This window comes from Streptomyces sp. NPDC001222, assembly GCF_042896945.1.
In the GTDB taxonomy this organism is placed as follows: Bacteria; Actinomycetota; Actinomycetes; order Streptomycetales; family Streptomycetaceae; genus Streptomyces; species Streptomyces gibsoniae.
Map to the genome: position 1 here is coordinate 120,976 of NZ_JBIAXT010000020.1, position 13,539 is coordinate 134,514.

Here is a 13,539-nt window from a genome sequence, read left to right on the forward strand (position 1 = left end):
GTGCCTCGTGCGCGTCGCAACGCGATGTGCTCCCGGCCGCATCCACGGCCGGGAGCACATCGAGAACACCTGCCCGGAGAGTCCGCCCGGACCCCAGGCTGATCCGCGAGCTCAGTTCGTCGCGGAGGCGGTGGTGTGGTGCGGTCGGTTGTGCACCAGCAACGCCGCGGCGAGCGCCGCGCACAGGAACACCACGGCGATGACGGCCATACCGGCGTGCACCCCGGTGGTGAAGGCATCGGCCACGGCGGCGGTCACGCTCGGCGGAGCCGCTCCGCCGCCGGTGCCCGTGGAGACGGCGTGCTCCACGGCGGGCCAGGCGGCGCGCGGGACGTGGTGGGCGCCGAGCCGGTCCGGCAGGTGCGACTGAAGCCGACTGGCGAGCAGGGCACCGAGCAGAGAGGAGCCCATGACGGATCCGACCTGGCGGAATGCGTTGACCGCTCCGGAGGCCATGCCGGCGCGTTCGTGCGAGACGCTCACCAGCGCCGCAGCGGTGCTCGGGGCGGCCACCATTCCACTCGCGGCGCCGAAGAGGGCGTACATCCACCACACCCGTGTGTAGGGGGTGTCCGGATCCAGGGTGGTGAATCCGGCGGCGGCGGCCGCTCCGAGGAGGAAGCCCAGGGTCAGCGGCAGCTTGAAGCCGGTGCGGCGGATGACGCGTCCGGTCCCGTACGCCACGATGACGTAGACGCCGAAGAAGGCCAGCAGGCGCCATCCCACATCAAGCGCGCTCAGGTGCTGGACGCGCTCGTAGTAGAGCACCGACAGGATGGCGACGCCGGTGAAGCCGAACAGCGAGACGGCCGCGACGAACATCACCGCGCTGAACGACGCCGAGCGGAACAGGCTCGGGTCGAGCAGCGGCGCGGTGCTGGCCCGCTCGACGAGGACGAAGCCGGTCAGGGCCGCGAAGGCGACGGCCCATGCCGTGAGGATGCGGCCGCTGGTGTATCCGTCGTGTCCGCCTTCGATGAGGGCATAGACGAGGGCGGCGACGCCGACGACGGCCAGGACCTGGCCGGGGATGTCGAGCCTGCCGCCGGGGCTCCGTGACTCGGCGACGAAGGCGGCGACCGCCATGGTGACGACGGCGAGGACGGCCGTCGACAGAAAGACGGTGTTCCAGCGGAAGTGATCCAGCAGCACCCCGGCGATGATCGGGCCGACGGCGAGTCCTATGCCCGACGACGCCGCCCAGGCGGTGACGACTTCGGTGCGCCGGTGAGGATCGGGGAAGGCGGCGCCGAGGATGGCGAGGCTGTTGGGCAGGATGAGAGCCCCGCCGAGGCCGGAGACCAGCTGCCCGGCGATCACGCCGCTCGTCGAGTGCGCGGCATAGACGGTGACCGAGCCGAGGATCAGGACCACGGCGCCGGTGAGGAAGGTCCGCTTACGGCCGTAGAGATTGCCGATGGTGCCCGCGGACATCACGAGGCTCGCTACGAGCAGGGTGTACGCGGAGGGGATCCAGACCAGCCCGGTCGGGGAGACACGCAGGTCGTCCTGGATGGCCGACAGCGCCGACACGGAGGCGGTGATCAGCAGGAAGGTCGTCATGGCGCCGAGGCACATCGCGACGAGCGTGACGGCCGGGGCGAGCCGGGAGGGAGGGTGCGGGGAGATCCGGTCTGCGGGGGGTCCGCCGGCGTCGCGCCCGGGCGGGCCCGGGCGCGACGGCGTGGCGGACGGAGGAGTGGCGGGCACGGACTCCCCGTCTCAGCCGAGCTGCGGGTACAGAGCGGCGACGCCGCCCGGGAATCCCGCCTGGACCTTGTGGCTGACCTCGTCGACGACGATCTCGTACGCGTCGGCGGCGATGCCGTCCACGGCCACGCGGGCGACGTCCGCGGGGTCGCTCTTGGGCGTCGTCACATGGGCGGCCATGTCGGTGTCCATGTAGCCGACGTGGAGCCCGGCGACCCTGATGCCCTTCGGGGCAAGGTCCTGGCGCAGGGCGTTCGTCATGCTCCACTCCGCGGACTTGGCGGCGGCGTAGGGGCCCACGGTGGGGTAGCTGATCCACGACAGAACGGACAGGATGTTGAGGATGGAGCCGCCGCCCCGGGCCTCGATCACCGGGGCGAATTCCCTGATCATGCGCAGGGTGCCCAGGTAGTGGGTCTCCACCTCCAGGCGGATGTCGTCCCAGTTGCCCGTCAGCAGGTCCGATCCGGTCGAGGTGCCGGCGTTGTTGACCAGCACATTGACGTCACCGGCCTCCTGGGCCGCCGCGGCCACGGAGTCCGGGTCGGTGATGTCCAGCCGGATCGCCTTCACACCGGGCAGGTCGACCGTCTCCGGCCGCCGGGCCGCGGCGTACACGGTGGCACCGCGGGCGGCCAGCTCCTGGGCGATCCTCCTGCCGAGTCCGCGGTTGGCACCGGTGACCAGGGCGGTGGCTGTGCTGATGTCCATGATTCCTCCTGCCGGGGGGAGCACCCCTCAGGCTGGCTAACATTTACAAAAGTCAGCCAGGACGCTACCGCCTGGCTACGTATGAAGCAAGTCAGGTTAGGGTTAGGACATGACTGATCTGCTGACGGAACGCGACGCCTGGTCCACGACCAACTGCTCCATCGCCCGCGCCCTGGAGATCGTCGGCACCAAGTCGGCGCTGCTGATCATGCGCGAGGCGTTCTTCGGCACTCGCCGCTTCGACGACTTCGCCAAGCGCGTGGGCATCGGCGAGCCCGCCACCTCCGCGCGCCTGAAGGAACTGACCGCCGCGGGACTGCTGGAACGCGTCCCCTACCGGGAGCCCGGCCAGCGAACCCGTTACGCCTACCAGATGACGGAGAAGGGCCGCGACTTCCTGCCCGTGCTCATGGCACTGCGGCAGTGGGGCGACACATGGGCCGCGAGCGAAGAGGGCCCCTCGGTGGTCGTACGCCACGACGAGTGCGGCGCACCGGTCCACGCGGTTCTCCAGTGCGAGAACGGCCACGACATCACGTACGGGGACACGGTCGTGGACCGCGGACCGGGCCTGATCCGCACGAGCTCGGACAGTGACTGAGTCTGGCGACCACGACCGAGCCTTGCGCCTACGACTGAGTCCGGCGACCACGACCGAGCCTTGCGCCTACGACTGAGTCCGGCGACCACGACTGAGCCTGACGGCTACGGCCCGACCCGGCGGTGACCGGCCGACACGATGGGGGCATGAGTCAACTCGGCCCGACAACGGCCCCGTTGCCTGCCGACCGCTGGGGGCCCGCCCGTCGCACACCGCCACTTCCAGGCCGAGCGCGCCCCAGCCAGACCACCGTCACGAGAAATCGCTCCCTTTGGCGCAGCTGCGAAGGCGGGCTCACACGCGCGTCCGGACCGACCGAACCGGAACCTCCGCACCCCCCGCGCCACACGGCGCCCCTCATGCCCCTCGGCTCCGCCGTCTGGTGGTTCGTCGATTTCAGCACGCCAGAAGGTCGCATGTGAGGCCGGGAACCGAACGCCCGCCGTGAGCGACACTGCTTCTTCCCGGAGCGGTTCACCTCGGCGCAGTGGCTGACGGACTGACTGGACGGCAACCGAGTCTTCCCCGAGCCACCACCGCTGACGGACTGTCCCGACCGCCAGTAGGGCGATCAGGTGATGCGGTCAGGTGCGATTGGGCGCCCGGGGTGCCTGTGGATCTCGACGTGCGTCAAGTCGACTCCTGACATGAGGAGTTGGCGGCGCCATACGCCGGCACCCAAGGCCGACGACACCGCCGTCGTCAGCCAGGGCGCCGCCATCCGAGGCGATGCCCCCCACCAACCCCTACACGTGCCGCAGCCGATCTGCCACTTCCGATATGTGACGGTCTATAGCTTTTGTGCCGCCTTCCGGTGACGACGTCCGCCCGCTTTCTTGCTTAATCACCTTTCATGTGCGGTCACTCCACCGTTTCGCCACAAGGAGGGGTGACTCCGCGATGATCGGTGGCGCTCATGGATATGACGACGCCCCCGGGGGCGCGGCGGGCAGGTGCAGACCATGGCGGACCGCCCGTCTCCTGAGAGCCGATCAGCGCAAAGCTGGTCCCGGAGTGCCGGTTTCGGCCGACCGGGCGGAGCTCGGACAATGTCGAGGCGGCCTTCGCGTCAAGGTGACCCCAGCCGCATGCGCACTGCTGACCGCCATGGTGGCACCAGCGCCCCCCAGATGATTGCGGGCAACGGTATGCGGCGTGCTCCGTATGCCCGGCTTTGATTTATGCCGCGCGTGCAATTATTGTTCTCGCACGTAAGCCCCTCACGCAACCATCTGGAAGGCTGTCTTCCCAATGCCTCTCGCGCTCCTGGCCCTGGCCATCGGGGCCTTCGGAATCGGCACCACCGAGTTCGTGATCACGGGCGTCCTGCCTCAGGTCGCGGGCGACTTCGGGGTCTCCATCCCGACCGCCGGCTCGAGTCGACGCACACGTGCTTTCGCCCGCCTCGTGGCGGCGTCCGGCAGCACGGCGCATACGCCGGCCGACGCGATGCGCTGAGCGTCGTCGCACCCCCCTCACCCAGCCCCAGAATTGCGGGCCGCAGACCACCCGTTCGCCGACGGCAGATCACCATGCACCGATCTGGAACCCCGTCAACGATCTACAACCCTTGGAGTGAAACCCCTATGAGCACCACCGCCGTCACGCCGCTGACCACGCAGGACGCCGAGGCCCTGATCGCTGCCGCCCGCAGTGCCGCCGAGGCCGCCGGCGTCACCGTCAGCATCACCGTCCTCGACGCCGGCGGCCACCTCCTCGCCTTCCGCCGCGACGACCGGGCCGTGCTGATCTCCGGGGAGACCAGCACCCGCAAGGCGTACACCGCCCTCCAGCTCAACGCCCCCACCACCGACCTCGTCGACGCGGTCAAGCCCGGCGGCCCCTTCCACACCCTGCCCACCGCCCTGGGCCAGCCGCTGCTCTTCATCGCCGGCGGGGTCCCCGTCCACCGCGACGGCCGGCTCATCGGCGCCATCGGGGTCGGCGGCGGTGCCCCGGAGCAGGACCACTTCTTCGCCACGTCGGCCGTCGAGTCGCTCGTCTGACCCGCACCCCACCGCGACACGCCGTCTGAACTATGGTGACGCGGAATCGTGACGGCGGGGTCCGGGCAGAAGTTCCTGCCCGGACCCCGCCGCCGTGTCATTCGGAGGTGTCGTACGCGCTGTGAAGTGGTCAGGCCTTGAGCGCACGGCCCGCGACCGCGAGGACAACTCGGCGCGGAGCAAACCTGGATGACAGTACCGACAGGCGATTGCCCAGCCCCACGACCACACTCGGCGGAGTGCTGCCGCGCTCCAGGGCGCGCCGGGTCGCCGTCACCACCTGCGCGGCCGTGGCGACGCGCCCCACCATCGCGTCGCGGCTGCCGACCACGTCGAAGAACTCGGTGCTGACGGGCCCGGGCGACACGGCGAGCACGCGCAGCGAGGACCGGCGGGTCTCGTAGGCCAGAGCCTCCGTCAGGTTCAGTACGAACGCCTTGGTGGCGCCGTAGACCGCCATGGCCGGGGTGGGCTGGTAAGCGGCGGTGCTCGCCACCGTCACCAGGGCGCCCCGGCCGTCGGCCATCAGCTCGGGCAGGAATACCCGGGACAGGTCGGCGACCGCCCCGATGTTGAGCTGGACCATGCGGGAGATCTGCTCCGGCTCCTGCTCCACGAACGCCCCGTGGCTGCCGAAACCGGCGTTGTTGATCAGCGTCTGCACGGTGATGCCACGCGATTCGAGTTCCGCCCGCAGCTCCGCTGCGGCTCCCGGCCGGGCGAGGTCCGCGGCGATGGGGGTCGCGGTGATTCCGTGGTTCTTCTCCAGCTCGACGGCGAGCTCGTGGAGCCGGTCGAGGCGGCGGGCGACGAGGACGACGTCGGCACCTCGTTCGGCCCACTGCCGGGCGAACTCCTCGCCCAGTCCCGAGCTGGCGCCGGTGATCAGGGCCGTCGTGGATCGATAGGACATTTTGGACATCGTCGGGTGCTCCACTCCCTTGCCGCGGCATGCGGGACAATCAATGTAGGCAAGCTCATACATTGTAGTCAACCGCCAACATTGAGGAGGGCGCTGTGCCCGAGGGCTCCTACCATCACGGCAACCTGAGAGCCGCCCTGCTGGAACGGGCCGAGGCCGTACTGACCGAGTCCGGAGCCGTCGGGCTCTCCCTGCGTGGCCTCGCCCGCGACCTCGGCGTCAGCCATGCCGCACCGACCCGCCACTTCCGCGACCGCCAGGCCGTGCTGGACGCGCTCGTGGTCAACGGTTTCACCGAGCTCAACGGGCGTCTGCAGGCGGCCGCGGACGAACCCGGACCGGTCGAACAGCGGCTGATCGCGCTCGGACGGGCGTACCTGGGTTTCGCCGTGGAGCGCGCCGCCCTGCTCCAGCTGATGTTCACCGCGAAACACGAGGAGCAGTCCAGCCAGGAACTGCGCGAACTCGGGCACCTGGCCCTGGAGACAGCCGCCCGCCTGATCGCCGAGGCACAGCGGAACGGCATCGTCCGTCCCGGCGATCCCGTCCGACTGGCCCAGATCGCCTTCTCCACCGTGCACGGTCTGGCCACCCTGGCGGTCGGCGGGCTGCTCGACGACACGCCTCTGGACGAGGCCACCGATCTCGCGCTGCAGGTGCTGCTGGCGGGCCTGCGGGCCACGCCGTAGGCGCCGGAAGGACGGAGTCCGGCCGCGGCCCTGCCCGCGCGGGCAGGCCGGACCCGGCGGCTACGAACCTTCAGGGCGCGGGGTCCGCCCTCGCCCTCGCCGACGGCACGCCCGCGTCGGCAACGACCTCGTGACGAGCGTCACACCCCATTGCTCGAACTTCGACGCCCGCCCTGCATCTAGTCGGCGTCGAACCGGTCGGCTGCGGAGCACCACTCCTCCGCGGCCGTCCACTCCACTTCTTCAAGGACCGTTCAATGGGTTATCTGCGCGGATTCATCCCCTGGATCGTCGCGGGCGTCGTCTCGTCCTTCGACTGGCGCTGGGGCGCGATGGGAGGCCTCGTCTCAGGGCTGCTGCTCCTGGTGCAGGACCGCCGTCGGGGAGTCGACCTCGATGCTCTGATCCTGGAGATCAGCACCATCACGTACTTCGTCGTGGTCGGCGCCGTGGCTGTCGCCCAGCCGCACTCGGCCCTGGCGAAGCACACCGATGCCGTCTCCTTCGGCTGGCTGGCTGCCACCGCCTGGGGCACCCTGGCGATCCGCCGCCCCTTCACGCTGGGTATCGCCCGGCGTCAGACGCCCCGCGAGTACTGGGACATGCCGGAGTTCATCCGGGTCAACAACCACATCACCAGTGCCTGGGGCACCGGCTTCACCTTCATCGGCGTCAGTCTGGCCGTCTGCGGCGCGGTGAACGCCCCGGCCTGGGTGGGTATCGCCGCCCACGTCGTCGGCCTCGTCGGTCCTGCCATTTTCACCAAGGTGTACCCCGCCCGGGCCCAGGCACGGCTGCAGGCACAGGCGCCGGCGCCGGCGACCGCACTTCCGCAGTAGTCCGGCCGCTCCTTCGTACACCTGGGGCCGGTGGGCCCCGCGCCGGCGGTCGGCCACCCCAAGCCCCAAGCCGAGTCCGGGCCACGGTTGTTCGGCCGCCACGGGATCCCCGCCGTCCCTCTGCGGGTGCCGTGACGTTCGCGGATCCGCAGGGGGCTGAACAAGGAAGGCAGTATGTCCGACGAGACCACTCTTCCCCTCTACCTCCGGGGTCGCTTCGCCCCGGTCCCCGAGGAGCACAGCGCGGCCGATCTCACCGTGCGGGGGTCGCTGCCGCCCGATCTGGACGGCCGCTATCTGCGCAACGGTCCCAACCCCCTGCCCGGCGAGGACAAGGGACACTGGTTCACGGGTTCCGGCATGCTCCACGGCATCCGGCTGGGGCGCGGACGCGCCGCGTGGTACCGCAACCGGTGGGTGCGCACACGGGAGTTGGAAGGACATCCGTTCGTCCGCCGGGACTTCACCATCGACCTGACCGCGACACCCGCCAACACCCATGTGATCCGCCACGCCGGCGTCGTGCTGGCCCTGTGCGAGGTGGGCCTCCCCCACTGGGTCACTCCGTCGCTGGAGACCGTCGGGCCGTACGACTTCGCGGGACGGCTGAAGACCGCGATGACCGCCCATCCCAAGGAGGACCCGGCCACGGGCGAACTGCACCTGTTCGGAGCCGGGTTCGCCCCGCCCTACCTCACCTACCACCGGGTCACCGCCGAGGGGCTGCTGCTCGACAGCCGCCCGATCGACGTGCCGGGCCCGACGATGATGCACGACTTCGCCATCACCGAACACCACATCGTCTGGATGGACCTGCCCGTCGTCTTCGACCCCGCCCTGGCCGGGCGCGGCGGCATGCCCTACCGATGGGACGAGGCTTACGGCGCCCGGCTCGGGCTCATGTCCCGCACGGCGGGCAGCACCGACGTGCGGTGGTACGAGGTCGATCCCTGCTACGTCTTCCACGTCGGCAACGCCTACGAGGACGCGCAGGGCCGTATCGTGCTGGACGCGGTGCGCTACGACCACGCCGGCTTTCGGAACGCCTGGTCGGACCTCGGCGGATCCACAGGGCCCGGCGGTCCGGCCGGTGTACCGGAACCAGGTCACCCCCAGTCCCACGCCGTCCTGCACCGCTGGACCCTCGACCCGGTCACCGGCCGCGTCACCGAGTCCCCGCTGGACGACCGCGACGCCGAGTTTCCCACGCACAACGAGACCCGCACCGGTCGCCCGAACCGCTATCTGTACACCGTCTCCGGTGACGGCATCGTCAAACACGACCTCACGTGCCGCACCAGTCACCTCTACGAGACGCCCGGCGCGCGCCATGCCGGTGAGGCGGTCTTCGTACCGGCGGCGGACGGCAAGGGCGAGGACGAGGGCTGGCTTCTTTCGCTCATCTCCAACGACGATGGTGAGGCCGGGGAACTGCTCGTCCTCGACGCCGCGGAACTCTCCGTCCAAGCGGTGGTGGAACTGCCCTACCCCGTCCCGTCCGGTTTCCACGGAAGCTGGCTTCCGGAACCCGGGCCCGCGGCCTGATGCGCGCGGCCTATCCTGCGCGCATCGCCCGGTGGGAGACGGGCGGCTCCAACTCCCAGCAGCAACGCATGGTTCGTGACACGTCGCCACGGAGGCCTTCAGAGATGGCACCCCACAAGCCGCCCACGGACGAGGAACTCACCCGCAGGGCCCAGGCCGGCGAGACCGGAGCTCTCGGGCTGCTGCTGGCTCGCCATCAGGCGTCGATGCGCGCGGTGGCGCTGAGCCTGCTCGGCTACGGCCCCGACGCGGAGGACGCGGTGCAGGATGCCGCGTTGACCGCGTTGCGGCGCATCGGCGACGTACGGGATCCCGCGGCCGTGGGAGCGTGGCTGCGGGCGATCGTGCGCAACGCCGCCCGTATGCGCCTGCGCGCCACCCGGGAGACACCCGGACTGGACGGGCTTGATCATCTGCACCTCCGCGACCATGAGCCCTCCCACCCCGAGCAGCTCGTCGAGCGGCATGCGATGCACGACTGGATCTGGTACGCGGTGGAGGAACTGCCTCCGCAGCTGCGGCTGGTGCTGATGCTGCGGCACTTCAGCGGCATCACCTCCTACCGGGAGATCGCCGCCGTCTGCGAGGTGCCGGTCGGCACGGTACGAAGCCGGCTCAACCAGGCCAGGGGGAAGATGGCACGGGCACTGTTGTCGACCGCCACCCAAGCGCACGACGACGCCGCCGCTCTCACCGAGGAGAGCAGGCATGAGGCCGTGGCGACTTTGGAGGGTGCCGCGCGTGGCACCCTGCCCCGGGAGATAGCCGAGTTGTGGCCGGCCGAGACCCGACTGCTGGGCACGCTCAGCCCGCCCGGAGAACGCACCCATCCCTTCCCGGCCATGCGGCGGAACCGGGAGGCCGGGGTACGCCAGCATCTGCGTCATGTGGTGGCCAGCCGCGACATGACCCTCTGGGAGATGGACGTCATCAATCCCCCGGGGGCCGCCCACCCCTGCCCGCCGACACTCGCCTGGCTCATGTTCCGGCGGAACGGACGAGTGCGAACGCTCCGGGTGATCTTTCCCGAGCCGCCGGGGTGAGCGTCGCTCGCACGGTCCGCAGAGGGGCTCGCGTCACCTGAGGCGGTGGCCACCCCCCGCGAGAATCGCGTGACGCACGTCACATCTGCGCGATCGAACTTTCGCTTCACTCGCGCATCTTGTCGGTGTTCATCGGACCACCTTCGAGATCGGGAGCTTTGATGGCCCCACCTGTCACCGCGCCTCTGGCGCAGGGCGTCCACACCGTCGAGGTGGCGGGCACCGTCCTGCGCTATCACGTGCACGGCACCGGGCCGGTGTGCGTGGCGCACCCCGGCGGCCCCGGAATCGCCTGGGACTATCTGCGCGCACCGGCGCTGGAGCATCACCTGACCATGGTGTACGTGGAGCCGCTCGGCACCGGCGGCTCAGGTCGGCTGGCCGGCCATCCCCACGGTTACACCAGAGCCCTCTACAGCCGGTGTCTTTCCGCGGTGATCGACCGCCTCGCCGTCCCCCATGTGCATCTTCTCGGCCATTCGCACGGGGGGTTCGTCGCGCAGTACCACGCGCTGCACCGTCCCGACCAGGTCGCGGGGATCGTGCTGTACGACAGCGCGCCGGTCACCGGGGCCGAGCACGCCGCCGAAGTGATGTGCTCGGTGGAGGAGTTCGCCGCGCGGCACGCCGGCCATCCGGAACTGCCGGCTGTGCTGGAGACGTTCGCGTCGATCCCGGCAATCGCCGACGACGAGGCCATGATGACGGCCGCCAGGGGCGTACTGCCCGCCTACGTCGCCGGCTACTGGGGTGATCCACGGCGATGGGCGCCGCTGCGGGAGTCCCTGCGGGCGAGCTACATCTCGGGGCTGGACGAGCACGGCACACCCGACCTGGTGGACGACCGCGATCTGCTCGGCACGCTGACCGTGTCCGCGCTGGTCGTGGCCGGTCGCCACGACGTCGTCTGCGGAGTGCGGTGGGCCGAGGAACTGCATCGGCTGATCCCCGCCTCGCAGCTGCTGGTTCTGGAGCACAGCGGACACTTCGGCCACCTGGAGGAGCCCGAGCGGTTCGCCGCTGAGGTCGCCGCATTCGTGACCGCGGGGCACGGTTCCGCTGTCTGAACACCCAAGGGCCGCACATTCGGGCCCGGAGAACCCTGGAGGAATCATGAACGACCACACATCGCACGGGAGTGTCGTGCTCGTCCACGGAGGTTTCGTGGACGGCTCCGGCTGGCAGGGTGTCCACGGCGCCCTCAAGGCCGACGGCTACAGCGTGGCCGTCGTGCAGAACCCCACGCTCTCGCTGGAAGGCGACGTGGCCGCCACCCGACAGGTGATCGACGGACTGCCGGGTCCGGTGACCCTGGTCGGCCACTCCTACGGCGGGGCAGTGATCACCGAGGCGGGCAACCACGAGAAGGTGACGTCGCTGGTGTACATCGCCGCGTTCGCCCCGGACAAGGGCGAGTCGGTGAGCACCCTGATCGCCGACCCGCCGCCGGGAGCCCCGGTCCCCCCGATCCTCCCGCCGAACCAGGGCTTCCTGTTCCTGGACCGCGACAAGTTCGCCGCCTCATTCGCCGGTGATCTGCCGCGTGCCCAGGCCGAGTTCATGGCCGACTCGCAGGTCCCGTGGGGGCTGGACGCCCTCAACGGCGCAGTGTCCCAGCCGGCCTGGCAGACGAAGCCGGCCTGGTACCTCGTGGCCCGCGACGACCGTATGATCCCGCCGCCGGCCCAGCGCACGATGGCCGAGCGGATGGGAGCCCGGACGGTCGAAGTGCCCGGCAGTCACTCCGTGTACGTCTCGCATCCCGACGCCGTCGCTGACCTGATCAAGCAGGCGGCGCGTCACTGACCGCAGCGCAGGACCGAACCCGGCGGAGCCCGCCGATCGAGCCACCACGGCCGGTCGGCGGACGCCGGGGGCGCCGACCGCTGTCCGGCGGCGGTCTGCGGTGCCGACGACGCTCAGGAGGTCTGCGCGGCGATCCGCGGCCGCGGTCATCAGCTGAACCATCGGTGGCCGCCCCGCTCACAGCAGCCGCCGGATGTCACCGCGGACGCGGTAGAAGCCGCCGGCCGCCGCGTGCAGGGCGTCCACGACATAGCGGGCCCCGGGCTCCCGTATCGCACGCGGGAACTGGACGTTCCAGGACGCGTCATAGCCCTCGGAGACCACGTGCACGCGCATGCGCCCGCTCTCCTGGACGCACTCGACGACGACCGCCCCGGTGGGGGCGTGGGCGACGGTGGCCACCGCGCCCACGGCCGTGGCAGGCGCGTAGGTCGGCAGGGCGGCGGCGAGCTTGATGTCCCGCGCCACCGGCACCGTGCCCTGCTGCGCCGCGGCGATGGCCGCCTCGCTCGCGTCCACACACACCAGCGAGCCTGCCGTGGTCACCAGGTACAGCCGCTCGTCGCGGTACTGCATCGACAGCGCCGAACCGTCGCCGGTGCCGAGCTTCCACAGGCGTGTGCCGTCCTGGTCGAAGCAGTAGACGGACGACGCCGCGTCACCGGCGAAGACGAACCGCCCGCCGGGCGAGGTGGCGCACGAGTACACCGAACTGTCGCAGGTGTAGGTGGCCTCGATCACGCCCGTCGCCTTGGACAGCCGCTGGACCACGTGGTGTGTGGTTCCCGCGTACACGGTGTCGTCCTCCTGCCAGCCGAACAGGACGCCGCCCCGGGTTGGCGTGTGCCACAACTCGCCGCCGCCGTCGGGCGCGTAGGCGGTGACGCCCCGGTGGTGTCCGTGGTAGACGGCACGGTCGTCGGCGCGGACCATCCAGGCGTGCTCGCCCTGGCTGCGGCGGGCCCACTGGTGTTCGTCCTCGTGGTCGATGACGGTGAGCCGGCCGGCGCGGTCCGAGACGTTCAGGATGCCCTCGTGGATGTCCAGCCAGAAGATGTCGACGTCCGCGGCGATGTCGTACGCCGCGAACGGCAGCTTCGAGGACAGGTCGTAGACCCTGCCGTCGTCGCAGCCCGCGTAGATCCAGAAGTCGTCGGCGACCAGGCACTTCACGCCGTCCGGCAGGCTGAACCGGGCGAGGAGGCCACCCTCGTGGTCCAGGGTGTAGACGTCGCCCGCCTGGTTGCCGACCCAGCAGCGCTCGTCGTCGACATGGATGCCGAACGCCGAGGAACCGGTGCGGAACCGCCACACCACGGGAGCGACCGCGCGGGCGGTGGAGGGGGCCGAGGCCACCTGACGCCGGGTCACCGACCGCGGGGCGCGCTGTCCGGGAACAGCGGGGGCATACCCTTTGCGGACCTTCTCCCCGACCTTCTTCGCGGCTGCGCTCCGCGCCTTCTCCGCCGTCGCGAACGTCGTCGTCTGTGTCTGTCCCCCGGCACCGATCCGTCCGTACCGCACCGTCACCACCTGGCCGTCGACGGTCACTTCGTAGAACTTGTGCGCGCCGTCACCCTCCTGCGACAGCTCCAGATACGTCGTCGACACCGTGGAACCGGTAGACATGGCAGACCCCTCCCCAGGACGGACCCACGGCCTCTCCG

General features: G+C 70.4%; 12 protein-coding genes and 1 pseudogene. 9 read left to right on the forward strand and 4 right to left on the reverse strand.

Annotated features, from left to right (window positions below; translation table 11 throughout):
• Window positions 1-111: 111 nt before the first annotated feature.
• Entirely contained in the window at window positions 112-1,710 is a 1,599-nt protein-coding gene (locus tag ACFY2Z_RS25395) for an MFS transporter (protein WP_390746399.1), read from the reverse strand.
• A 12-nt stretch (window positions 1,711-1,722) separates the two neighbouring features.
• A complete protein-coding gene (locus ACFY2Z_RS25400; RefSeq protein WP_390746400.1) occupies window positions 1,723-2,421 on the reverse strand; it encodes an SDR family oxidoreductase in 699 nt (232 codons plus the stop codon).
• A 109-nt stretch (window positions 2,422-2,530) separates the two neighbouring features.
• Between ACFY2Z_RS25400 and ACFY2Z_RS25405 the strand changes: the two genes are divergently transcribed.
• The 3 genes and pseudogenes from ACFY2Z_RS25405 to ACFY2Z_RS25415 all read left to right on the forward strand — a co-directional run bounded on the left by ACFY2Z_RS25405 (window position 2,531) and on the right by ACFY2Z_RS25415 (window position 5,028).
• A complete protein-coding gene (locus ACFY2Z_RS25405) occupies window positions 2,531-3,022 on the forward strand; it encodes a winged helix-turn-helix transcriptional regulator (RefSeq protein ID WP_390746401.1) in 492 nt (163 codons plus the stop codon).
• A 1,251-nt stretch (window positions 3,023-4,273) separates the two neighbouring features.
• Window positions 4,274-4,396 (forward strand): annotated as a pseudogene (locus tag ACFY2Z_RS25410) (MFS transporter); the annotation flags it as partial.
• 212 nt (window positions 4,397-4,608) lie between these two features.
• The gene (locus tag ACFY2Z_RS25415; RefSeq protein WP_390746402.1) at window positions 4,609-5,028 is read left to right on the forward strand and encodes a heme-binding protein; all 420 of its coding nucleotides are present in this window, start codon (window positions 4,609-4,611) and stop codon (window positions 5,026-5,028) included.
• Window positions 5,029-5,158: 130 nt separating this feature from the next.
• Here the strand turns inward: ACFY2Z_RS25415 and ACFY2Z_RS25420 are convergent, their stop codons facing one another.
• Entirely contained in the window at window positions 5,159-5,941 is a 783-nt protein-coding gene (locus tag ACFY2Z_RS25420; RefSeq protein ID WP_390746403.1) for an SDR family NAD(P)-dependent oxidoreductase, read from the reverse strand.
• A 104-nt stretch (window positions 5,942-6,045) separates the two neighbouring features.
• Between ACFY2Z_RS25420 and ACFY2Z_RS25425 the strand changes: the two genes are divergently transcribed.
• The 6 genes from ACFY2Z_RS25425 (at window position 6,046) to ACFY2Z_RS25450 (ending at window position 11,872) form a co-directional block, all read left to right on the forward strand.
• Window positions 6,046-6,639, forward strand: coding sequence for a TetR/AcrR family transcriptional regulator (locus ACFY2Z_RS25425; protein ID WP_390746404.1), 594 nt, complete (start codon window positions 6,046-6,048; stop codon window positions 6,637-6,639).
• Window positions 6,640-6,896: 257 nt separating this feature from the next.
• A complete protein-coding gene (locus ACFY2Z_RS25430; protein WP_390746405.1) occupies window positions 6,897-7,478 on the forward strand; it encodes a hypothetical protein in 582 nt (193 codons plus the stop codon).
• A 174-nt stretch (window positions 7,479-7,652) separates the two neighbouring features.
• A complete protein-coding gene (locus ACFY2Z_RS25435) occupies window positions 7,653-9,023 on the forward strand; it encodes a carotenoid oxygenase family protein (protein ID WP_390746406.1) in 1,371 nt (456 codons plus the stop codon).
• A 104-nt stretch (window positions 9,024-9,127) separates the two neighbouring features.
• Entirely contained in the window at window positions 9,128-10,066 is a 939-nt protein-coding gene (locus tag ACFY2Z_RS25440; protein WP_390746407.1) for an RNA polymerase sigma factor, read from the forward strand.
• 161 nt (window positions 10,067-10,227) lie between these two features.
• Complete coding sequence (locus tag ACFY2Z_RS25445; RefSeq protein WP_390746408.1) at window positions 10,228-11,133, forward strand: alpha/beta fold hydrolase; 906 nt, start codon at window positions 10,228-10,230, stop codon at window positions 11,131-11,133.
• Between the two features lie 46 nt (window positions 11,134-11,179).
• Window positions 11,180-11,872: an alpha/beta fold hydrolase gene (locus ACFY2Z_RS25450; RefSeq protein ID WP_390746409.1), complete on the forward strand. Its 693-nt coding sequence runs from the start codon at window positions 11,180-11,182 to the stop codon at window positions 11,870-11,872.
• 177 nt (window positions 11,873-12,049) lie between these two features.
• On the opposite strand, the gene ACFY2Z_RS25455 is transcribed toward ACFY2Z_RS25450, so the two are convergent.
• Complete coding sequence (locus tag ACFY2Z_RS25455; RefSeq protein WP_390746410.1) at window positions 12,050-13,501, reverse strand: WGR domain-containing protein; 1,452 nt, start codon at window positions 13,499-13,501, stop codon at window positions 12,050-12,052.
• Window positions 13,502-13,539: the final 38 nt, after the last annotated feature.